At 63.8% G+C, this 19,647-nt stretch carries 25 protein-coding genes; 15 read left to right on the top strand and 10 right to left on the bottom strand.

The genetic code is table 11. The annotated features are described in order from the left end of the window. Positions 1-31 precede the first annotated feature (31 nt). Complete coding sequence (ftsH, locus tag LZC95_35505; GenBank protein WXA91746.1) at positions 32-2,095, bottom strand: ATP-dependent zinc metalloprotease FtsH; 2,064 nt, start codon at positions 2,093-2,095, stop codon at positions 32-34. Between the two features lie 294 nt (positions 2,096-2,389). Here ftsH and LZC95_35500 point away from each other — a divergent pair, with 294 nt between their 5' ends. Further along, positions 2,390-2,968 carry a DUF308 domain-containing protein gene (locus tag LZC95_35500; GenBank protein WXA91745.1) on the top strand — a complete coding sequence of 193 codons (579 nt, stop codon included), beginning with the start codon at positions 2,390-2,392 and terminating at the stop codon, positions 2,966-2,968. A 267-nt stretch (positions 2,969-3,235) separates the two neighbouring features. On the opposite strand, the gene LZC95_35495 is transcribed toward LZC95_35500, so the two are convergent. Further along, positions 3,236-3,454 (bottom strand): hypothetical protein, encoded by a 219-nt coding sequence (locus LZC95_35495; GenBank protein WXA91744.1) that lies wholly within the window; start codon positions 3,452-3,454, stop codon positions 3,236-3,238. Positions 3,455-3,588: 134 nt separating this feature from the next. Between LZC95_35495 and LZC95_35490 the strand changes: the two genes are divergently transcribed. Continuing rightward, positions 3,589-4,179, top strand: coding sequence for a universal stress protein (locus LZC95_35490; protein WXA91743.1), 591 nt, complete (start codon positions 3,589-3,591; stop codon positions 4,177-4,179). Here LZC95_35490 and LZC95_35485 read toward each other — a convergent pair. From LZC95_35485 to LZC95_35475, 3 genes are read right to left on the bottom strand one after another with little or no spacing between them, the layout of a single operon-like run. After that, positions 4,118-4,450, bottom strand: coding sequence for a 6-phosphofructokinase (locus LZC95_35485; protein ID WXA91742.1), 333 nt, complete (start codon positions 4,448-4,450; stop codon positions 4,118-4,120). The genes LZC95_35490 and LZC95_35485 overlap by 62 nt on opposite strands. Then, positions 4,447-4,899 (bottom strand): CBS domain-containing protein, encoded by a 453-nt coding sequence (locus LZC95_35480; protein ID WXA91741.1) that lies wholly within the window; start codon positions 4,897-4,899, stop codon positions 4,447-4,449. Before LZC95_35480 ends, LZC95_35485 begins: the two co-directional genes overlap by 4 nt. Beyond that, the gene (locus LZC95_35475) at positions 4,896-5,480 is read right to left on the bottom strand and encodes a pyridoxamine 5'-phosphate oxidase family protein (GenBank protein WXA91740.1); all 585 of its coding nucleotides are present in this window, start codon (positions 5,478-5,480) and stop codon (positions 4,896-4,898) included. Before LZC95_35475 ends, LZC95_35480 begins: the two co-directional genes overlap by 4 nt. 233 nt (positions 5,481-5,713) lie before the next feature. Between LZC95_35475 and LZC95_35470 the strand changes: the two genes are divergently transcribed. Then, positions 5,714-6,196, top strand: coding sequence for an Hsp20 family protein (locus tag LZC95_35470; GenBank protein WXA91739.1), 483 nt, complete (start codon positions 5,714-5,716; stop codon positions 6,194-6,196). A gap of 101 nt (positions 6,197-6,297) precedes the next feature. After that, positions 6,298-6,801 (top strand): universal stress protein, encoded by a 504-nt coding sequence (locus tag LZC95_35465; GenBank protein ID WXA91738.1) that lies wholly within the window; start codon positions 6,298-6,300, stop codon positions 6,799-6,801. A 99-nt stretch (positions 6,802-6,900) separates the two neighbouring features. On the opposite strand, the gene LZC95_35460 is transcribed toward LZC95_35465, so the two are convergent. Beyond that, a complete protein-coding gene (locus LZC95_35460) occupies positions 6,901-7,596 on the bottom strand; it encodes a hypothetical protein (protein ID WXA91737.1) in 696 nt (231 codons plus the stop codon). Between the two features lie 356 nt (positions 7,597-7,952). Here LZC95_35460 and LZC95_35455 point away from each other — a divergent pair, with 356 nt between their 5' ends. The 8 genes from LZC95_35455 (at position 7,953) to LZC95_35420 (ending at position 12,077) form a co-directional block, all read left to right on the top strand. After that, the gene (locus LZC95_35455; protein WXA91736.1) at positions 7,953-8,534 is read left to right on the top strand and encodes a DUF308 domain-containing protein; all 582 of its coding nucleotides are present in this window, start codon (positions 7,953-7,955) and stop codon (positions 8,532-8,534) included. Continuing rightward, positions 8,494-9,369 (top strand): hypothetical protein, encoded by an 876-nt coding sequence (locus LZC95_35450; protein ID WXA91735.1) that lies wholly within the window; start codon positions 8,494-8,496, stop codon positions 9,367-9,369. Before LZC95_35455 ends, LZC95_35450 begins: the two co-directional genes overlap by 41 nt. Then, a complete protein-coding gene (locus LZC95_35445; protein ID WXA91734.1) occupies positions 9,324-9,863 on the top strand; it encodes a 4Fe-4S dicluster domain-containing protein in 540 nt (179 codons plus the stop codon). Before LZC95_35450 ends, LZC95_35445 begins: the two co-directional genes overlap by 46 nt. A 92-nt stretch (positions 9,864-9,955) precedes the next feature. Further along, positions 9,956-10,108, top strand: a complete 153-nt coding sequence (locus tag LZC95_35440; protein WXA91733.1) for a hypothetical protein — start codon at positions 9,956-9,958, stop codon at positions 10,106-10,108. Between the two features lie 172 nt (positions 10,109-10,280). After that, positions 10,281-10,454, top strand: coding sequence for a hypothetical protein (locus LZC95_35435; GenBank protein ID WXA91732.1), 174 nt, complete (start codon positions 10,281-10,283; stop codon positions 10,452-10,454). Further along, a complete protein-coding gene (locus tag LZC95_35430; GenBank protein ID WXA91731.1) occupies positions 10,451-10,882 on the top strand; it encodes an OsmC family protein in 432 nt (143 codons plus the stop codon). Before LZC95_35435 ends, LZC95_35430 begins: the two co-directional genes overlap by 4 nt. After that, positions 10,879-11,352 (top strand): hypothetical protein, encoded by a 474-nt coding sequence (locus LZC95_35425; protein WXA91730.1) that lies wholly within the window; start codon positions 10,879-10,881, stop codon positions 11,350-11,352. The genes LZC95_35430 and LZC95_35425 overlap by 4 nt, the downstream gene beginning before the upstream one ends. Beyond that, positions 11,349-12,077, top strand: a complete 729-nt coding sequence (locus LZC95_35420; protein WXA91729.1) for a VIT1/CCC1 transporter family protein — start codon at positions 11,349-11,351, stop codon at positions 12,075-12,077. Before LZC95_35425 ends, LZC95_35420 begins: the two co-directional genes overlap by 4 nt. A 453-nt stretch (positions 12,078-12,530) precedes the next feature. Here the strand turns inward: LZC95_35420 and LZC95_35415 are convergent, their stop codons facing one another. Beyond that, positions 12,531-12,740: a hypothetical protein gene (locus LZC95_35415; protein ID WXA91728.1), complete on the bottom strand. Its 210-nt coding sequence runs from the start codon at positions 12,738-12,740 to the stop codon at positions 12,531-12,533. A 154-nt stretch (positions 12,741-12,894) separates the two neighbouring features. Between LZC95_35415 and LZC95_35410 the strand changes: the two genes are divergently transcribed. The 3 genes from LZC95_35410 (at position 12,895) to LZC95_35400 (ending at position 15,506) form a co-directional block, all read left to right on the top strand. Further along, a complete protein-coding gene (locus LZC95_35410) occupies positions 12,895-13,374 on the top strand; it encodes a universal stress protein (protein WXA91727.1) in 480 nt (159 codons plus the stop codon). Between the two features lie 18 nt (positions 13,375-13,392). Then, positions 13,393-14,070, top strand: a complete 678-nt coding sequence (locus LZC95_35405; GenBank protein ID WXA91726.1) for a ferritin-like domain-containing protein — start codon at positions 13,393-13,395, stop codon at positions 14,068-14,070. A 794-nt stretch (positions 14,071-14,864) separates the two neighbouring features. Next, the gene (locus LZC95_35400) at positions 14,865-15,506 is read left to right on the top strand and encodes a CBS domain-containing protein (protein ID WXA91725.1); all 642 of its coding nucleotides are present in this window, start codon (positions 14,865-14,867) and stop codon (positions 15,504-15,506) included. Here the strand turns inward: LZC95_35400 and LZC95_35395 are convergent. The 3 genes from LZC95_35395 to LZC95_35385 all read right to left on the bottom strand — a co-directional run bounded on the left by LZC95_35395 (position 15,457) and on the right by LZC95_35385 (position 19,644). Next, positions 15,457-15,960: a CBS domain-containing protein gene (locus LZC95_35395; protein WXA91724.1), complete on the bottom strand. Its 504-nt coding sequence runs from the start codon at positions 15,958-15,960 to the stop codon at positions 15,457-15,459. The two genes, LZC95_35400 and LZC95_35395, sit on opposite strands and share 50 nt — an antisense overlap. Positions 15,961-16,123: 163 nt before the next feature. Then, positions 16,124-17,302, bottom strand: coding sequence for an acetate/propionate family kinase (locus tag LZC95_35390; GenBank protein ID WXA91723.1), 1,179 nt, complete (start codon positions 17,300-17,302; stop codon positions 16,124-16,126). Then, positions 17,299-19,644, bottom strand: coding sequence for a phosphoketolase family protein (locus LZC95_35385; GenBank protein ID WXA91722.1), 2,346 nt, complete (start codon positions 19,642-19,644; stop codon positions 17,299-17,301). Before LZC95_35385 ends, LZC95_35390 begins: the two co-directional genes overlap by 4 nt. Positions 19,645-19,647 lie beyond the last annotated feature (3 nt).

Below are 19,647 nucleotides of genomic sequence, written 5' to 3'. Positions count from 1 at the left end.
GAGTGGCGTTTGCGGACGCATGGCCGACCTTTCATGCACCGCTTGCGGCGGTGCGCGGATGTTGCGCAGGACGCGATTCTCTCTTTGGGCGGCCGAGGATGGCTTCGAGTTCCGCCCGCTGCAGCGTCTCGTGGGTGAGTAACTCGTGCGCGACGGAATCCAACGCGCTCCGGCGCGTCGTCAGCACCGAGCGTGCCCGCGCGTGCTCCTTGGTCATGATGCTCTTGACCTCGGCATCGATGATGCGCGCGGTCTCCTCGCTGAAGTTGCGGCCCTCGACGGGTTCGGGCCGCCAGGGCAGGAACCGTCCACCCGCATCGTGCCCGAAGGTGAGGGGACCCAACGCATCGCTCATCCCGAAGTGGCACACCATCCGGCGTACCGTCTCGGTTGCGCGTTCGAGATCGACTTGGGCGCCCGTGGAGATGCCGTCGCACGCGAGCTCCTCGGCGGCGCGACCCCCGAGCAGGACGCAGATCCTGTCGCGAAGCTCGTCGCGGGTCAGGAGGTAGCGCTCCTCGGTCGGAAGCTGCAAGGTGGCGCCCAGGGCGCCGATCGACCTGGGAATGATCGTGACGCGATGGACGGGGTCGGCGTGCTCTATCGACAAGGCGACGAGGGCGTGTCCCGCCTCGTGGATGGCGACGCGACGTTTTTCGTGGTCGGTCATGACCCGACCCTCTTTCTTCAGCCCGAGCTGAATCCGATCGATGGCCTCCTCGAAGTCTTGAAAGGTCACTTGTTTCCCGCTTCGTCGCACGGACGCGAGCGCGGCTTCGTTGACCACGTTCGCGAGGTCGGCGCCGACCATTCCGGGCGTGCGCTGGGCGACGACCTCGAGGTCCACGTCCGCGTCGAGCAACACTTTGCGCGCGTGGACCTGGAGGATCGCCTCCCTGCCACGAACATCGGGCCGGTCGACGACGACTTGCCGATCGAACCGGCCCGCGCGCAGCAGCGCTCGGTCGAGGATTTCCGGGCGATTCGTCGCCGCCATGATCACCAGCCCGGAACCCGAGTCGAAACCGTCCATCTCGACGAGCAGCTGATTCAGCGTCTGCTCGCGCTCTTCGTTGGAGGCAAAACCGGCGGCGCCGGCGCGTGCTTTTCCGACGGCATCGAGCTCGTCGATGAAGATGATGCAGGACGCGCGCTCCTTGGCCTGCTCGAAGAGATCGCGCACGCGCGAGGCGCCGACCCCGACGAACATCTCGACGAACTCGGAGCCGGACATGGAGAAGAACGGGACCCCCGATTCGCCGGCGACGGCCTTGGCGAGGAGCGTCTTTCCCGTTCCGGGGGCGCCCACCAAGAGGACACCCTTCGGCATGCGCGCGCCGACGGCTCGGTATTTTTCGGGCTCTTTGAGGAAGCCGACGACCTCGCGAAGTTCGGCTTTGGCCTCATCGACCCCGGCCACGTCGGCGAATGTCACCGGATGTTCCTTGCTTCGGTCGTAGAGCTTTGCCTTGCTGCGCCCGAACGACATAGGCCTCCCCCTGCCGGGGGCGGCCATCCTGGAGAATCCCCAGAAGAGGGCAATCATGAATAGGAACGGCGCCAGTGTCCAAAGCAACGTCGCCCACGGCGAGCTGCGCTGGGGAATGCCCGTGACCACGACACCCTTGCTTTGCATGGCGTCGAGCAACGTTCGCTCCTCGACGTTCGGAACCCGGTCCGTCACGATCGCTTCCGCCGGGCCGTTTTCTTTGTCTCGAACCGTGGCCACGATGCGATCGGAGGCCACCTCCGCCCGCTCCACGCGCCCGTCGCTCACCGCCGCGACGAATTCGCTGTACGGTACACGTTTCATCATCGCGCCGCTGGTGTCGAGGTACGAGAACCAAAGGCTGATGAAAATCATGACTACGATGATGGCCAGGCTGCGGTACGAGCTAAGTCGTTCGAGCGTTTTGCGCATGACGTGAAGGTGAAAGAGCACGCGGCATGCCTGGCCTTCGAGTGCCGCATCGTCGATCTCGTCCGTCGAATCGCAGGCAAAAAAGAGCCATGGCCAATGCAGCGAACCATCGATATCGCATTTGAACCTCTTGGCTCGACCTGCGAGTGCCGTGTCATGGACCGAGCGGCGCATTGGCCCTCCGGACGAAGGTGGCGCCTGCACCCTTTGCGCGTGTGCGCGCGAACTGCGCCATGCATGAAGGACCAAGGCTCCTTTCCGCATCGTCCGGGGGGCGGGCCATGGCGTATGCCTTGCTTACCCAGGCCGTCAAGTTTGCGGCGTCCCGGCTGGTGGCGCGTGAGGAGGAACGATGAACGTCGGAGATGTCATGACCCGCCGCGTGCGGATCGACTCCTGAGGAGATCTCGCTTCGCACGGAGCTGGAAGCCGGCCGCGCTGCCCGCCGTTTCTGCCATTCTGTTCGGGGTGGTCGCGTTGCTCCGGTGCGATCGCCTCACCCTCGGCGCGCTCGTCATGCTCTTTGGCGTGTACGCGCTCGTCGACGGGAGCCTCGCCTTCGCGGCGGCTCCGCAACGCCGTGCAACGGAGGGTGAGGGGCGCATCGAAGGGTTTCTCGGGATGGCCTTTGGATTGTTCACCATCTGGGCCGAATTGAGCTTATCGATGTTCGTCCACGTCGTTGCAGTCTGGGCCATCCTCACCGGAGTTCTCGAGTTGGCTGCCATTGTTCGCCTGCGCGGTCGGAGCCCGGGCGAGCTGTCGCTTGGCTTCGCCGCGTTGGGAGCCATCCCGCTCGGCGTGACGTTGCTCGTTTGGCCTAGCGAGATGGCTCCTTTGGCCATCGTGGCCTTGCTAGGTTGCTACGCGCTGCTCTTTGGAGGATCGATGCTCGTGCTTGCGTTTCAGCTTCGCAAACTCACGATGCACTTTCATTCGCGTATGGCATCAAGAGGCGACCCAGCGATCGACGAAGTGGCCGCCCGCGCGAGGCGCGCTAGAGGGGATCGCTGCGCTCCTCTCGCGGTGGCGCCAAAGACAAGCTAGGGATCTGGTCGGGATGCGAGTCCTTCTCCTCGTTGCCCGCGGACGTCTTTCTCGCGGGGGGACTCCTCCTTGGCTGGGCCGACCGCCGCGCAAGTCCAAATACGTCAGATAAAAATTTCGACGTGCCGGCACGCATTTTTGTCGCCTCGCGAGGTAGAGCAAAACGCACGCTGCGCGGACATAGGCGAGGAAGCAGCTCCGCCCCGGTGACGGCCCCTTGTCCTCCACGGCCGTGAAAGCGAACGTGGAACATGGGCGAAGCCCAGCTCAGTGCCCGGTCAGGAGAGCGGCAATGTCGTCGAGTTTGCTCGCGACCTTGCGCGCCCGATCCTGCACGTCGAGAAGGTGCGGTTCCAGCTCGTTCCAACGGTCGCGCGCTTCCATCCCGGCGAGATGGAGCTTCACGCGCGTCTCGTCGCGGAACTCTTCGAGCGCGGCAATGGTCGCTTCGAGCTGCTTCTTCACTTCGTGGCTGGCGTGGCTCATGAACGTGTCCTCCTTTGGGAATCGTGACGGGTAACAAAGCAATTGGAGAGCCAAGTGGCATTCGCTGCAGACGGTGCGCACCGGCGCACGGAATGCGTCCGATTCATGGAATGTTTCATGCTGATGGAGATGCCATGAACGCTGGTATCCACTCGATTGCGCAAATCCTCGTTCCGACGGACTTCGGCGATGCGGCGAACCAGGCGCTCACCCTCGCCATTACGCTCGCATCGCGCTTCGATGCGGCCATCACGCTCCTTCACACGTGCGCCGTTCCAGTCTCGCGTCCCATGGACGACGTGGCCGGGGCCGTGCACGGCGAGCTCGATGCGGTGCTCGCCGGGGCCCGTGAGCGGTATGCGAGAATCGAGGCCGTGCTCGCGTGGGGCGAGCCCTGGCAGGAAATCCTCGAGGGGAGCAGGGCCTGCCGTGCGGAGCTCATCGTGATGGGAACGCACGGGCGGCGCGGCTTCTCGCGGGTCCTCCTCGGGAGCGTCGCCGAGAAGGTCGTGCGCCTCTCGCCGATCCCCGTCGTTACCGTTTGCGGCAACGAGGCTCGCGAAGCAAAGGCGCTAAGCTTCGTGCCCGTCGCCATGAAGCGCCGCGGCGAAAGCGTCGTTCCATCTCCGCCAATGAGAATGAGCGCCTCGATGCCGAGGGATTTCAAGCGATCGACGATGGCGAGGCCAAGTCCAGCGTACCGAACCGACCGGGCGCGGGCATGAAGAACGGGTTCACGCGTGTCGAGCAGCCCAGGATGCATCCGCCCATCGGGAGGATCCCTCGAACATCGCTCCGCATGGGTGGCGTGAGGTCCAGCTCGGGGTCGAGCAGTCCTTCGAAGCCGTAGCGGCTGCGGTACACCTCGAACCCATACCGGTGCGCTGCGTGGACGAAGCCGCGCACGATGGCGTTGACGCCCGGAGCATCCCCCCCGCCGCCCAGAAGACACACGCGACGGCCGAGCGCGCGAGGGGGCTCGAAGCCGGGGGTCATCGGGGGCTCGTCTGGTCGGCACCGGCATCGCGCGCGTAAGTTCGCTGTGGCTCGGAGCCGTCGAACATCGTGATCGATCGGGGGTGCTTCGCGCGAATGCCGAGCATCGCTCGGATGACGTCGAGAGTCGAAATCATTCCCACTGCGCGCTTCTTGTCGTCGACGACCACGAGGTGGTGAACGTCGGCGTCGGAGAGGGCGACCGCTGCAAGCGAAATGGGCGCGTCGGCCGAAATTGTTTCGACGGGTTGGCTCACCCGATGGCCCCGACGCTGTGGATCAGCCAAATCGCGAAGGGATACGATACCGACGGGACGATAGTCTTCATCCACCACGGGCACGGCCGTGATACCGAAATTCAAAATAGGATGTAGCGCGAGCTCGGCAGGATCTCCCTCGCGCAGATAAACGAGTTTCGGGTTCATGAAATCGCGGACGGTGGCACTCATGTGAATCCTCCGATCGAGCAGCCAAGGAGCACGGCCCATGCCTCGCGATTTCGCGTCCGATGCCTCGCAGTCGAACGAAATTTATGCAAACCGTGCGCGTATGTGTACACCTTGCGTGCCCGTGGAATCAACGCCCCGCGCGCAGGAAGCGTCCGGTCTTTTCGAAGAAACGAATGCGATAAAGGATGGGGACGAACGACCCCTTCGCCACGGTGCGCTTCTTCGTGACGCGGGGGCGCCGCCGGATCGCCCCACGAAAAGGGAGGAGCGAAACGCGTAGCCAGAAGATCCATCACGCGCTCCTCGTCGTCGCGCCACAGTTCTTCGAAGACGCCTTGCGCGACCACCGAGCGCCAATGGCCCATGTCGACGACGTCCTCGACCTCGAAGCAAATATGGGGATTGCTCCGCATCGCAACGACCTTCGAGCCCTCGGCCGAGTGAACGTATGCGCAAGTGCCGTCGTAGATGTAGGTGACCGGTACGATCCAGGGTTTGCCGTCGGCGATGTATCCAATCCGACCAAGGGACTGGCTCTCCAGCACCTCATCGGCCTCCTTGGCGGATAGCGCTCCCATCATGAATCGATTCTCCTTTTCGTCATAACTTGACGAGTGCAATGTGCATTGGCCGTTCCGCGCGTGGGCGGCGCGTCGATTGCGCTCCCGCGCAAGGTCCGCGCACCCGCGCGACGCGTGAACCACGCAATCGTGGGAAGTGGGGGTGCCTGGAGATGGAATGCAAGATGCTCGTGTCGGCGGCATTCGAGGCGCTCGAAAGCCTCTCACTCGAGTCCATTCTAAGGAGACACGCCATGGCTGATATCGCCATTCGTAAGGAAAACGAGAACAAGCCCGTGCCCGGCGGGGTCTGGGATCCGTTTCGCATGATGCGCGATCTCATCGGCTGGGATCCATTCCGGGAAATCGCACCACTATATCCGCCGGTGCAGGCGGGTTATCTCCCCACGTTCGAGGTCAAGGAGACGAAGGATTCGTATGTCTTCAAGGCCGACGTGCCGGGCATGAAGGAATCGGACCTCGATATTTCGCTCACCGGCAACCGCCTCACGGTGGCAGGAAAACGCGAGGCCGAGAAGCGCGAACAGGGCGAGACGTATTACACCTACGAGCGCTCCTACGGGAGCTTCACGCGTTCGTTCACGCTTCCGGATGGCGTGGACACGAATGCGGTTCATGCCGACCTTCGCGAAGGGGTTCTCACGCTGTCTGTTCGCAAGACGCCCGAGGCCCAGCCGAAGCGAATTACCATTCAATCCGGCGTCAAGAAATCCTGACGAATTCCGCGGGGCACCGTGCACGCGGGCATTTTTGGTCATTTGCCGAGCCCGCGTGTACGGAGCTTTCGCCGAGTTTCGTCTCCATAGGGGGTCATGCAATGGTTGCTTTCAAACAAGTATTGCTCGCCATCGACTTCGAGGAGACGTCGCCGGATGTCATCGAGATGGGCGTCGAGGTTGCACGAAGGTTCGACGCGCAATTGATCGTCCTCCACGCGTTCTGCGTGTACCCACCGCCTTATATGGAAGGATTTTACCTGAAGCTCGAAAAGGTGCTTCACGATGCGCGGGCCACCCTGGATCGTACGGTCACCAAAATTCGCGAACGGTATCCGAAGGTCGAAGGCGTGCTGGTGCAGGGCGAACCGTGGGAGGAGATTCCTCGTCTTGCCAAGAAGTACGGCGCCGATCTGATCGTCATGGGAACGCACGGACGTCGAGGGCTACCGCGTCTCTTTCTTGGAAGTGTTGCGGAGCGTGTGGTGCGCCTTTCCAATGTTCCGGTCTTGACGGTGGCCTCTCCTCGCGAGGGCCATCCACATTCGGTTGACGGCCCTTCACAGGTGGTTCGGGCGGCAGAGGATGCGGGTGCGGAGGTTTAGCGAGAGAAGTATTGAGATGGAGGCCACAGCTCGGGGGAGAAGCGTGTCGGGTCCTGCGTCACATGGAGCGAGATTCGGCCGACCTGCACCTCGTGACCATCACCCAGACTGAAACGTCCCACGATTTCGTATTGCCCTTGTTGCGAGGGCGCGCATGCAATCGGTGACGAGGTGACCCTCATGTTTCCCGGGTCGAGCTGCTCCGGCAGATCGAGATGTTCCGCCTTCCCCGAACACGGGAGTGTCGAGCCGCTGCGATAGGTGACGAACGATAGCGTTGCGGCGCCCACGTGCACCGGATGATGGCCGCCGTTGATGACGGCTGATGACGCGGTAGTCGCCGCGTGCCCAGGCTTCCGGCGGCATGGGCCTCGTCACCTTGCGGCCATTCATGATGACGAACAACCCGTCGCCGGATGGATAGCTTTGCGGCACGAGGGGGCCGCTTTCCACTTCGAACATGAACGCATCCGCCGCGTCCTCGGGGCGCAGATCGATGGGCCCTTCCCCCACCTGGACGAAGGCGCGTATCTGATAGGTGCCGGGCAAGGGGAGGGTGCAGTCCATATCGCGTTCGAACGCGAAGGACTGCCCTGGGTCGAGCCATTTTGGCTCGCCTCGACGAATCGTCCCGAGGACGTGCTCCCGACATGGGAATGGCACCCCCTCGCGCGACGCCGTGAAGGCGACACGCAGTGGCTCGACGTAGAGTGGACGGCCGCCCGCATTCGTCAAGCGAAGGACAATCGGGCGGTTGAACGAGCCGAGTGCATCCGGATCGTACCGAGCGTGCATGGGGCCCCGAATCGCTACGTACAAATCGGGAAACGACCTCAGTGGTGCGCCGATCGGACGTGTGAATGGGGCCTTCGCGGCGGTGAGGATCGGCGGCGTGACCGGAGTCTGCACGTGCGGCGCCGCACACGACGCAAGAACAAGGGGGAGTAGTTTCGACGCGTTCATGGCAATGCTCCGAGACGCATACCGCATGCCCCTCGGATCCATTCCTGCGACGCTTTCATCTGCGATGTCTTTCGGCGTTTGCCGCACGGATTGCGTCGATGCGCATGCAGTGCGCCCCTTTCGAGGGCAGTCGGCGGCCAGTCTCTCGTGGCCCGCCTCTTGCCCCACTTTGCCGAGGAGTGTGCCTCATGGGAATCGCGTTCATACGCAGTTGGAAAGCCGTCGCATTTCGCGGTGGCGCGGGGCTCCTTTTCGGCCTCGTTACCCTCGTCGGGTCGGGGTTCACGCTGCCTGGCTTGGCGCTGCTCTTCGGCCTGTACACGCTCTTGGACGGAGCATTCGCCGTCTTGGCTGGCTCTCGCACCGGATCGCTGGAAGTGGGATGGCTGATGGACGGGCTACTGGGCATGGCCATCGGAGCGATTGTGCTGCTCTGGATTGGAATGACGCTTCCAACGCTCGTCGGTCTCATCGCATTCTGGTCGGTTGCGTCGGCGCTTCTCGAGATGCTCGCGGCCATGCGCCTGCGTAACGAAGTGCCTGGAGAACTTTCGCTCACCTTTGCCTGGGTGGGCTCTCTGGTGCTCGGGGTCCTCTTGCTCTTCTGGCCGTCGGTGCGTACCTCGATACTTGGCGTCGTCTTGGCCTCGTACGCGCTGCTCTTCGGAGCCTCGATGTTGGCGCTTGCCTTGCGACTTCGCAAACTTGCGGCGCGCTTCGAATCGACTCGTGTCCATGCTTGGCGGATTGGGCGGCATGGCCGCGCGTGAGCTCCTCACCCGCGACGCGTTGGCCGATCTCGTCGAAGCGCTGCGCAGTGACGGCTACGACATCCTGGGCCCGTTGGTGCGGGACGGCGCCATCGTCATCGGTCCCATCGAGGCACTGTCCGACCTTCCCGCCGGCATGACCGATGAGCAAGAGCCGGGGAGCTACCGGCTTCGCCGACGGCAGGATGGTGCGCTCTTTGGGTACGCGGTCGGACCGCACTCGTACAAGCGCGAGTTTCTGCTGCCCGAGGTTCGTCTCTTACGCATCCGGCGGAGCAAGGAAGGTCTCGCGATCGACGAGCAGGCCCCGGTCGTGCGCAAACGCGCCCTCCTCGGCGTGCGGGCGTGCGAGCTCGCGGCGATGGCCGTTCAAGACCGCGTGCTCCTCGGCGGACCATTTGCCGACGCCGATTACGCGGCACGCCGCCGCGACGTGGTGATCATCGCGGTCCAGTGCGGTGAGGCCGGCGGAACATGCTTCTGCGCCTCCATGGGCACCGGCCCTGCAATGCACGCCGGGTTCGATCTCGCTTTGACGGAGCTGCTCGAGCCGCATCGTTTCGTAGTGGACGTGGGCTCCGACACGGGCAGAACGTGGCTCTCGAAGGTTCCGCACGAGCGCGCGAGCCGCGAGGACTGCGAGCTCGCCGACGCGATCGTGGCGCGGACGGCCGCGCGCATGGGCACAAACTCGATGCTGACGGCATCCGCGACCTGCTGGAGGAAAACCTCGAGCACCTGCATTGGGACGCCCTCGCCGAACGCTGCCTTGGATGCGCGAATTGCACGATGGTATGCCCCACCTGCTTCTGCACGACCGTCTCGGACGGTGTGAGCCTGGACGGCAAAAGCGCCGAGCGCGTGCGTCGTTGGGATTCGTGCTTCACCATCCCGTTTTCGCACATGCATGGTGGAAGCGTGCGCGTGTCGCTGCGTTCTCGTTACCGCCAATGGATCACGCACAAGCTGGCGACGTGGGCCGACCAATTCGGAAGCCTGGGATGCGTTGGGTGCGGACGTTGCGTAACGTGGTGTCCCGTGGGCATCGACATCACCGAGGAAGTCGCTGCCATTCTGCAGACCCGCAGGGCGGACCGCGGCATCCACGAGAGAGGCGAGGACCCCATAATGATCGAGCGAAGGTTGGCCGAGCACCCGTTTCTGAGTGGGATCGACGCTGCGCTGCTGGCGGAGCTGGTTCCACTCGCCCAGGAGAGCACGTTCGTCCCGGGGACCTCCCTGCTTCGCGAGGGCGACGATGCGCGCAGCTTCGACCTGATTGAACAGGGGAGGGTGTCCCTGGAGGTGCATGTCCCCGGCAAGAGGTGACACGCCTGGCGGTCGCACGAGCGGGCGACGCCGTGGGGCTCTCCTGGCTATTTCCACCGGCAAAGGTACACCTGGACTCTCGGGTCCTCGACATGGCGACGATGATTTCGTTCGACGCTGCGCCGCTGCGCCGGGCCATGGACGCGAACCACGACCTCGGCTATGCGCTCTCTCATCGCCTGCTTCGTATGGCGTACGAGCGTCTGGAACGCACCCGGGTCCAGCATCTGGATTTGTATCGCTAGTCGCCTTACGGCCTGCACGCATGCCGCGCACGGGTCGCGTCTACGCAATCCGTGCGCATTCGTGCATCGCATGCGTCACCCGTAACGGAAGAACACGATTCGTGCGACGCCAGATTCCCTATCTCCAGGACGTGGCACCCGCGATGCAATCACCCAGCGTGAGGGTAGCGCCATGAAAGGCTTGGTCTGCACCTACGACGTTCTTGCTCACTGGGCACTCATCGTTCGCGAGTTCGGTATGTATTGCCTCATCCATAGCTTGTGGCGTGCGGTGACGGCGGGGCGTCCCGTTACTTTTCTCGAGTGCGTGGCGGCGACGTGCCCTCGAACGGAGGCGCGGCGATGAAGTCCATCCTGGTGACGTTTCCCGGCGGAAAGAAGGTCGACGCTGCATTCGACGGGTTCGTGGTGCACACGGATCAATCGCGTGAGCATGACGGTGACGGTTCGGCGCCCGAGCCCTTCGCCCTGTTTCTCGCATCGCTCGCCACGTGCGCGGGCCTGTATGCACTCGCGTTCTGTCGCGCGCGATCGCTGTCGACAGACGGCCTCCGATTGACTCAGCACAACACGTTCGATGCTCATGGCCAGCTCCAGCGCGTGCACATGACGATCACGCTGCCACGTGATTTCCCCGCTAGGCTCACAGGAGCCATCTGCACGGCCGTGGGCGCATGCAAAGTCAAGAAGGCGCTCGGCACGCCACCGGAGCTCCTGGTGGACACCGCACTCGCAGGGGCGCGCGCACATGAGGACGACGGGAGGACCGCATGATGTTCACGAACTCGTTGAAACTCGGATTGGTCATCGTGCTCGGTGCCTGTTCGGCCGGGACGGAATGGCGAACCGGCAGCCCGACGAAAGTTTCGGCTGCCGATCTGGACACCGGGTGCGCACTGGGCGTGCCCGGGGCTCACCTCGACGTGGAGGAGACCCAGGGAGGTCTCACGTTCGTCTTCACGTCGCGCGCGCGCGTCGAGGAGCTGCGAACCCGGGTACGACATGCCGCAGCGATGTATGGACCCGAATCTCGCCAGGGCCTCGGACACGACGGCGGCCATGGCCATGGTGGGCAGCACGGTCTGCAGGCGATGCAACTTCCCCCGGCGCGTGTCGTGAGCGTCGTCGACCTCGAAGGTGGTGCAGGTTTCTTGCTCGTTCCCGTCGACGCGGCCGACAAGGAAACGCTAGCCATCAAGAGCTACTCGGCGGCGGAGCGCATGAACACGGCAGCCTGCCGATGAACAACGCCTCGTTCCGCGCACGGCACTACCACGACGTGCTCGATCCGCACCGCCGGATATCGTGGCTTGCCGACGTCATTCTCGGTGGGCAGGACGGCCTCGTGAACGTTTTGGGGGTCATTCTCGGTGTCGCCGCTGCGACGGGAAGCACCCGCATGGTGCTCGTGGCAGGCCTGGCTACGGCCTGCGCCGAATCCGTGTCGATGGCAGCCGTGGGGTATACGTCGACCACGGCGGAGGGAGATCACTTCAAGAGCGAACGCGCGCGCGAGTACCGCCACATCGTGGCGGTACCGCAGCTCGAGCGCGCCGAGATTCGCGAGATCTACGAGCGCAAAGGCTTCTCGGGCGCCTTGCTCGAACAGATCGTCGAGACCATCACCAAGGACAAGGACGTATGGGTCGCGGTGATGATGGCCGAAGAGCACCGCTTGGTGGACGTCGATCGGCGATCGAGCGCCCGTGCGGCGGGAGTCATCGGATTGGCCGCGCTCGTGGGGTCACTGCTTCCGCTCGCACCATTTCTATTCTTTTCCGCACGTGCCGGAGCGTGGGTTGCCGTGTTGCTCGGCGCGCTGAGTCTCTTTGCCGTTGGCGCGTACAAGGCGCGAGCCACCATTGGCCACCCGCTGCGCAGTGGTTTCGAGCTCGCGCTGATTGGTACCGTGAGCGCGCTCGTTGGCTATGTCATTGGCGCTGCCCTCCCCGTGGCCACCTACCCGTGATGTGCGGCGGAGCCGATGCCGCGTTAGCTTTTTGACGACGGCAGCGGATCGCAGCGCAGGGCGTTTTCCAATGAAAGTGCACCGCCTGCGCTGCGGATGTTCGTCTCGGCAGACATCCATGGAACAGCGATGGATCTCTCGGGCTACCGATTCAAAAGCGAATTGTTCAAGCGCCAGCTTGCAGAGGAAGTCTCAAGGGCCGTGGCTAGAGCGCACGCAGAGGCCGTCCTTCTGGTCCTACGCGCACGCAACGTTCCAGTAGACGATATTACGCGCGCGGCGGTCCTCGCTTGCGCCGACCACACCGTGCTCACGGAATGGCTCAAACGCGCTGCGGTGGTGTCACGTTCCGTGGAGGTCATTGTCCAGTCGCGCGCGGTCGCTCGCTGAGTCACGCAGAGCGCGCACGGCCAGTGCGCATCGGTGAGCGCCTGGCATCCGGCGAGCCATCGCTCATTGCGCGCATCCGTCGCGCGGCTGTCTCCTCCTTGAGCATGCTCCTGCGTGGACGAGTTCCTCGAGGTTGGGCCCTCCGTCCGTCTCCGTGCGCTCCAAGAGGCCGCTGGTGACGCGCCTCACGGCATCGGCCGCGGTTTTCTTTCCATCGAGAACGTACGGCTGGACGAGGCCCTCCCAGGCATGCCCGAGCAGACGGCGTGCCATCGCCTATGGTTGCGAGATCGAGGGGGGGCGAGTCTCCGACGTGCATCGTTTGCGCGGGCGTGCAGCGCCTGCGCCCTCATGGTTCTCGATCGCATAAGAATGGCCTCGTTCTGCGCGGCGCGACGCTTGCCAGCGTATGTAGTGGAGGTTGACCATGGCCGGTTTCAAGCACGTATTGGTTCCGATCGATTTCGAAGAGACGTCCGGCGACGTCATCGACGCAGCGATCACGATGGCAGGAAAATTCGATGCGAAGGTGACCCTCGTCCACGCCTTCTTCATCCAGCCACTCGCGTACGCCAATGGCTTCTACGTTCCCATCGAGGACGTGCTGCGCGAGGCGCGCGCGGTTCTCGACAAGCTGGCGGACGATGTGCGCCAGCGTTATCCAAAGGTGGACGCGGTGCTCGCGCACGGAGAACCCTGGTCGGAGATTCTCAATGCAGCCAAAGGCCTGAATGTGGACCTCATCGTCATGGGAACGCACGGGCGCCGCGGGCTATCGCGGGCATTCCTCGGAAGCATTGCGGAGCGGGTCGTGCGACTCTCCCCCGTTCCGGTGCTCACCGTGTCGACGCGCACGACAAAAAAGGACGAGAAGACCCGGCCCGTGACGGCTCCGGGAGCCACCTAAGAGAGGGGAGCGTTTCGCATGGACAGTCCCTTTGGGCCTTCACGAGCATCCGACTTGGGTGCCGAGGCACGGGAGATCATGGTGGGGCTTCTCATGAGCCACGGCCAGCGGGAGCTCCTGGCCGCCCATGTCTTCGGGTCGGCTCTGCGCCTTGCCCCGACCCTCGACGAGAAAATGCTCCTTGCCGAGCAAGCTTTGGAGGAGCTCGAACACTTCGAGGCCGTGTCCGCGCTGTATGCAGAGTTGACCCATGGCTCGGATCTGCACGCGGCCGTGGCCGATGTCGCTCAGTTGCCGCCGCCGACTTCGTGGTCGGAGCTTGCGGTCGCGCAATTCCTACTCTGCCGCGCGGAGACATTTCAGCTTGCTGAATACCGTGGGTCGAGTTGCCGCAGGTATGCGGAGATCATCGACAAACTCGAGGCGCAAGAACAAGAGCATGCGCACGCAGGCGAGGCGACACTGGAGAAGGTCTGTCGGGAGAGCCCCTTGGACCGCGCATCCCTCGATGGCCATGTTGCCCGCTGGCTTCGCATCTCGCTCGGGCTTTTCATGCCGATCGATCGGAGGCGCGAGGCACGCGCCGTAACGCTCGGCTTGAGGGGCCGCGGCAGCACCGAAGCCATGCAGGCCTTCGTCGACCGGATCCGAGCCGACCTATCGCGATACGGTCTATCGATTCGCGGAGAATCATGAAGCAGCGAAGGAAATATCGCTTACCACGAACAAGGGAGCCCCAAAGGGCGCTCGCAGGAGCGCCCTAACTATATTATAAATTAGGACTTGCCGAAGTCTCGAACGATACGGACGAGCGCGTCGACCACCTGCGGTTTCGAGTCGAGGTCTGGACTTGCAGGCATGGATGGGCTCTTTCCGACCGCGGCGCCACCGGCCAGAATGGTCTTTTGATGCCGTCGGCCTGAAATCCGCGGGGGCCTTGCACGATGAATAGTCATCCCATCGCAACGCACATGAGCCTGTCGATTGCTGACCGAGTGATGACCAGCGGCTGACGAAATGCGTGCACGCCGTGCGCTTCGGTGCAAGAGCCGCGTCCAATGTCGTCGATTCGAGCGGGCGCTCCGTGCGCAAGCGGATGGTGTGGTCATTGCACCATCGGCCCTGATGCGCCGCGGCCCCTTCATGAATCCGGATGCGACTCCGACCGTCGTACAACCCGAAATCACAGCACCGTCCAGCATTCGGCCGGCGCCAGACGACCGGCGGTACGTGGTCGTCAGTGATGCGTCGGGTGTCACGTCCGCTAAGCGGTATTTGCGCGCGGAGGATATCGTTCCGTGGCTCGATAAATCGGCCGGCGGCAACGACGTTCTTTGCATCGTCTACGACGACGCCCCCATCCGTGGTGGTCGCGAGATCGAGAGGCTTCGACGGAATTCGCGTACGGCGGGAGGTTGGTCCTGAGCGCGCACGCAAACCGTGCGCATGCGCGCGGCTCGTGCGTGGCATCCGCCGTGCACGTCCCGGGTATGGTCCAACATCGTCCCACGACCCGTCTGCCGCTGCGTCAGGTCGAATGGATGGAACATGGTGGCAGCGTGCACACGCATGGCACCTTCTGTCCCTTTCGCCGCGCTTCCACCTCCATGGATTCGTGCCGTGGGTGCCCGCACTTTGGCCATTTGGAGGGCGACGGGGCCATGGAATGCCTGCGCGAGCCAACGTTGTCTCACGCGGAAGCGGCCGCGCTCCTGGCCAAGCGCCGGATCTGTACGGGCCGCGACAATTTGATGTCGCGGGTCATGCTCGGAGAGCTTGGCGCGGCGCACACCGTCTGTACGGCCGCGAGCACTCCAGTCTCGCAGGCTGCAGCGCGTGTCGTGGCTGCGGAAGCACCGGGGTGCATTGTGATCGACGAGCGTCATCACCCTGTTACCTTCGTATCGCGCACACGGCTCGCATCGTCGCATCCGCCATGGCTCCCCGTGGCCGAATGCCCGACGGAACCGTTCCTCGTCATGCCCGAGGACTCGCCCCTCGACGATGTCATCGCGCGCATGACCCAGGAACACCAGCGCGTGATCGTGGCCACCGACGTCGATGCTCGGGCGACGGGGCTGGTCACGGATCTCGACGTGCTGCGCTGGGTGGGCGAGCGCCGCAGGGCGTGAGTGCAATGCATCCAAGCTCGCGCGCGAGCCAGGTGACGGCATCGCTGGCGCAGAGCATTCCAACGACGACGCCCTCGCTCGAGACGATCGGAATCTGTGCCACCCCTTCGAGGGCGAGCGCCGCGATGGCAAACGACACGGGCGCCTCCTCGGGAAGGGCGTGAACGATGGGCGTCATGACATCTTCCGCCGTGATGGCCGCACGACGATCGATGTGCATGCCCGGTTCGGGCGCTCGCCCACCGCGAGGCGCGGTCACCTCGCCCTCACCGCAGCGGGTATGCCGCAACAGATCCGTCTTCGAGACGATTCCAACGGGCCTTCCCTGAGCGTCGACGACTGGGACGGCCTCGAACTCTTCGTCCAGGAGTAGCCGCTCCAGCGATTCCCAACCGGCATTTGCGAGGACGCATACGATCGTCGGGCTCATGATGTCGCGAATGCTCGTCAACATGGCCGCCTTCGCAATGTCGCAGCCCGGCGCAGCATCGCTCGCAGGGGACTCGCAAGTGAGGACGGCTCCGATCGCGGCGGGGCGAGCGGGAAAGGCAATCAGCCCTGGACAGGAGATGCAGTCTGCCAGAGGCACGGACCCCCCACGCCGCGTGCAGTGCACGCTATGCGTGACCACGTGTGCATCTTGCCCCAGGGTGAATCGTGTGCGGATTGGATGCCTGTACTCGGATGATTCTCGTGTCATGGTCCCTCCCATCGTGATGGCGGCTGGTCGTCGACATGGTGTGGCGTGCAATCGTGCGCTCCTCGTCCGTTCGTACGACGAGCACTTGGCAGCGGTCGTTGCGCAGGCCAATCGATTCGTCGTTACGCACGTTGAGCACCTCGTCGAGCTCGATGCCCAAATGTGCGAGCCCCGCGCAAATGCGTGTGCGCACGGCGGCGGCGTGTTCTCCGATGCCTCCGGTGAAGACCAGCGTGTCGATTCCCCCGAGCGCGGCCGCGTACGCGCCGATGAATTTGCGCGCCGAGTAGCAGAACATCTCCACCGCCAATTCGGCGCGTGCATCGTGCGTGCTCGCGTCGAGGAGCGTCTTCATGTCGCTCGTGGTCCCGGAGACGCCGAGAAGGCCCGATTCCCGGTTCACGAGCGCGTCGATTTTCCCAGCGTCGTATCCGAGATGGTCCATGAGGTACACCAGCAGCCCTGGGTCGATGTCACCACACCGCGTCCCCATCATGGTGCCACCCGATGGGGTAAGCCCCATCGTCGTATCGACGGCTTGGCCGTTGCGAATGGCGACCAGGCTCGAGCCACTACCCAGATGCGCGAGCACGGCACGCCCGAGTCGTTCGGGCCCGAGTGTTTGCACGATGTACTCGTAAGATAGGCCGTGAAACCCATAGCGACGGATCCCCAAATCTCGGAGTCCTTGGGGAAGCGGAAAACAACGGGCGATCTCGGGAAGCGTCCGATGGAACGCTGTGTCGAAGCATGCGACCTGCGGAAGATCGCCATAGCGGGCGCTCACGGAATCGATGAGCGCGAGTGAGCGAGGCAGGTGCAGCGGCGAGAAGGGGACCGCGTGTTCGAGATCGCGGCGAAGTCTCGCATCGATGATTTCCGGAACGTCGTGCTGCGGTCCGCCGTGAACGAGCCTGTGTCCGACCGCTCGTGGAGGCGGAGCGCCTTCCAGGGCCTTGAAGACGGCCGCTCCCGCCTCGAGCACGTCGGTGCATGGGATACCCCCGCGTGCGAGCTCGAGCTCCGCCCCACCTGCGACATCGAAGAGCGCGAACTTGAGGGACGAAGAGCCGGCGTTGAGGGCCAAAACGATCATGAGGCTGTCCACGTCCAGTCGCGGATCTCGGGCATGTCCTCGAAGTGCTCGCGCACGTACGCGCGGTGTGTCTCCAGCTGCGCGTGGCACGCATTCTCGAGGCGGTCCGCGTGCGGTGGCCGCCGGCGCGTCCGTCGGAGGGCTTCGAGGACCAAATGGAAGCGACTCATTCGATTGAGAACGACCATGTCGAACGGTGTCGTGGTCGTGCCTTCCTCACGGTACCCGCGTACGTGGAAGCGCTGCGCGTTCGGCCGCCCGTGAAGAAGCTGGTGCACGGCGCCTGGATAGCCGTGGAACGCAAAGACGACGTCCGTATCCTCGGTGAAGAGCTCGACGAAGCGCTCGTTCGACGCGCCATGCGGGTGCTCGTCCGGCGAGGCGAGGCTCATCAGGTCAACCACGTTGACCACGCGAACGCGTAGCTCGGGCACGTTCTTGCGAAGCCACCACGCTGCGGCCATCGTCTCCAATGTCGGGATATCTCCCGCGCAAGCGAGCACGATGTCGGGGCCGGAGTCGCCGGTGTTGCCGGCCCATGCCCAAACCGAAGCACCCCGAGCGCAATGCTCGCGGGCCGACGTCATGTCGAGCCATTGAAGTTGCGGTTGCTTGTCGATGATGACGAGGTTGACGTAGTTCTGGCTTCGAAAGCAGTGGTCCGCAACCGAGAGAAGGCAGTTGGCGTCGGGTGGTAGATACACGCGGGCGACGGTTCCCTTTTTCGAAACAATCGTGTCCATGAACCCGGGCCCCTGGTGGCTAAAACCATTGTGGTCGTTTCGCCAGCAGGTCGACGTGAGCAGGATGTTCAACGACGGAACGGGCTTGCGCCACGCAAGGTCTGCGCTCGCCTCGAGCCATTTTGCGTGCTGGGTCGTCATCGAAGCGACAATGAGGGCGAAAGCCTCGTACGTCGCGAACAGGCCGTGTCGTCCCGTGAGCACGTACCCTTCGAGCCATCCTTCGCAGTTATGTTCGCTCAAAACCTCCATCACTCGGCCGTTGGGAGAAACGTGGTCGTCCTCTGCGGTGGTGCGTTCGACGAGGCAGCGCGCGCCCCCGCCCTCGAAGACCGCGCCGAGGCGGTTCGAGTTGGTCTCGTCAGGGCAGAAGAGACGGAAGCTCGTGGGGTTCTTGGCGTAGATATCGCGCAGCATTTGACCGAGTTGCCGCGTGGATTCGAGAACCTCGGTGCCCGGCGGCGTTGCCGTGAGCGCATACGATGTGAAATCGGGCATCTCCAGCGGCACCGCGGGGTATCCGCCGTTGGCGTGCGGATTGGCCCCCATGCGAAGATGGCCTTTGGGCGCCAGTGCGGAAAGCTGGGCCACGAGGCGGCCCTTGTCGTCGAACAGCTCCTCGGGGCGATAGCTCTTCATCCAGTGCTCGAGCATGGCGAGATGCTCGGGATTCGTGCGCACACCGGAGAGCGGAACCTGGTGCGCGCGAAATGTCCCTTCGATGGGCACGCCGTCGACCTCGTGCGGACCCGTCCAGCCTTTGGGCGTGCGCAACACGATCACTGGCCAGCGTGGCTTTTCGTCCACGTGCGCACGGCGCTGGATGCGCTCGATGGCGTCGAAGCTCTCGTCGAGCGCCCGCGCCAAGGCCGCGTGAACCTTCGCGGGATCGCTTCCGACCACGAAGCGCGGCTCGTAGCCGTGGCCTTCGAGAAGGCGAGCGATGCTCTCGTCGGACATGCGTCCGAGCACGGTCGGTCCGGCGATCTTGTAGCCATTGAGATGGAGCACGGGAAGAACCGCACCGTCGCGTTGGGGATTGAGAAAGCTGATCCCCTTCCAGGAGCCTTCCAGTGGCCCCGTTTCAGCCTCTCCGTCTCCGACGACGGCCACGGCGACCAGGCCGGGCTGATCGAACACGGCGCCGAATGCATGCGTGAGCACGTACCCGAGTTCGCCCCCCTCGTGAATGGAGCCCGGCGTCTGCGGCCCTACGTGGCTCGGCACGCCACCCGGTGTCGAGAATTGGCGAAAGAGGGCGCGCATCCCCGCAGCGTCTTGCGTGATGCCAGGGTAGACCTCCGAGTACGTTCCCTCGAGGTACACGTTGGCGACGACGGCGGGACCGCCGTGGCCGGGCCCGGCGAGGAAAATGAGATTTCGATCGCGTTGTCGGATGATGCGATTGAGGTGGGCGTAGACGAGATTCAATCCGGGAGATGTCCCCCAATGGCCCAAAAGCCGTGGTTTGACGTGTTCGGGTCGAAGTGGTTCGCGAAGCAATGGATTGTCTTGCAAATAGATTTGCCCGACGGTGAGGTAATTCGCGGCGCGCCAATAGGCATCGATGACAGCGAGTTCGGCGTTCGAGATCGGCATGAG

This window comes from Sorangiineae bacterium MSr12523, from assembly GCA_037157775.1.
GTDB classification, from domain to species: Bacteria; Myxococcota_A; Polyangia; order Polyangiales; family Polyangiaceae; genus Pendulispora; species Pendulispora brunnea.
The sequence above is the reverse complement of the archived record's forward strand: the minus strand, read 5'-3'. Positions and strand labels throughout refer to the sequence as shown.

Excerpts from the sequence above, each read along its gene's own strand:
- LZC95_35480 (WXA91741.1), bottom strand. The coding sequence starts at position 4,899 with ATGAGTGCCACCGTCCGCGATTTCATGAACCCGAAACTCGTTTATCTG.
- LZC95_35485 (WXA91742.1), bottom strand. The coding sequence starts at position 4,450 with ATGACCCCCGGCTTCGAGCCCCCTCGCGCGCTCGGCCGTCGCGTGTGT.
- LZC95_35420 (WXA91729.1), top strand. The coding sequence starts at position 11,349 with ATGAACAACGCCTCGTTCCGCGCACGGCACTACCACGACGTGCTCGAT.
- LZC95_35495 (WXA91744.1), bottom strand. The coding sequence starts at position 3,454 with ATGAGCCACGCCAGCCACGAAGTGAAGAAGCAGCTCGAAGCGACCATT.
- LZC95_35390 (WXA91723.1), bottom strand. The coding sequence starts at position 17,302 with ATGATCGTTTTGGCCCTCAACGCCGGCTCTTCGTCCCTCAAGTTCGCG.
- LZC95_35430 (WXA91731.1), top strand. The coding sequence starts at position 10,451 with ATGAAGTCCATCCTGGTGACGTTTCCCGGCGGAAAGAAGGTCGACGCT.
- LZC95_35470 (WXA91739.1), top strand. The coding sequence starts at position 5,714 with ATGGCTGATATCGCCATTCGTAAGGAAAACGAGAACAAGCCCGTGCCC.
- LZC95_35460 (WXA91737.1), bottom strand. The coding sequence starts at position 7,596 with ATGCACGCTCGGTACGATCCGGATGCACTCGGCTCGTTCAACCGCCCG.
- LZC95_35395 (WXA91724.1), bottom strand. The coding sequence starts at position 15,960 with ATGTTGACGAGCATTCGCGACATCATGAGCCCGACGATCGTATGCGTC.
- LZC95_35405 (WXA91726.1), top strand. The coding sequence starts at position 13,393 with ATGGACAGTCCCTTTGGGCCTTCACGAGCATCCGACTTGGGTGCCGAG.
- LZC95_35415 (WXA91728.1), bottom strand. The coding sequence starts at position 12,740 with ATGGCACGCCGTCTGCTCGGGCATGCCTGGGAGGGCCTCGTCCAGCCG.
- LZC95_35410 (WXA91727.1), top strand. The coding sequence starts at position 12,895 with ATGGCCGGTTTCAAGCACGTATTGGTTCCGATCGATTTCGAAGAGACG.
- LZC95_35440 (WXA91733.1), top strand. The coding sequence starts at position 9,956 with ATGGCGACGATGATTTCGTTCGACGCTGCGCCGCTGCGCCGGGCCATG.
- LZC95_35435 (WXA91732.1), top strand. The coding sequence starts at position 10,281 with ATGAAAGGCTTGGTCTGCACCTACGACGTTCTTGCTCACTGGGCACTC.
- LZC95_35490 (WXA91743.1), top strand. The coding sequence starts at position 3,589 with ATGAACGCTGGTATCCACTCGATTGCGCAAATCCTCGTTCCGACGGAC.
- LZC95_35445 (WXA91734.1), top strand. The coding sequence starts at position 9,324 with ATGGTATGCCCCACCTGCTTCTGCACGACCGTCTCGGACGGTGTGAGC.
- LZC95_35425 (WXA91730.1), top strand. The coding sequence starts at position 10,879 with ATGATGTTCACGAACTCGTTGAAACTCGGATTGGTCATCGTGCTCGGT.
- ftsH (WXA91746.1), bottom strand. The coding sequence starts at position 2,095 with ATGCGCCGCTCGGTCCATGACACGGCACTCGCAGGTCGAGCCAAGAGG.
- LZC95_35385 (WXA91722.1), bottom strand. The coding sequence starts at position 19,644 with ATGCCGATCTCGAACGCCGAACTCGCTGTCATCGATGCCTATTGGCGC.
- LZC95_35475 (WXA91740.1), bottom strand. The coding sequence starts at position 5,480 with ATGATGGGAGCGCTATCCGCCAAGGAGGCCGATGAGGTGCTGGAGAGC.
- LZC95_35455 (WXA91736.1), top strand. The coding sequence starts at position 7,953 with ATGGGAATCGCGTTCATACGCAGTTGGAAAGCCGTCGCATTTCGCGGT.
- LZC95_35465 (WXA91738.1), top strand. The coding sequence starts at position 6,298 with ATGGTTGCTTTCAAACAAGTATTGCTCGCCATCGACTTCGAGGAGACG.
- LZC95_35400 (WXA91725.1), top strand. The coding sequence starts at position 14,865 with ATGGTCCAACATCGTCCCACGACCCGTCTGCCGCTGCGTCAGGTCGAA.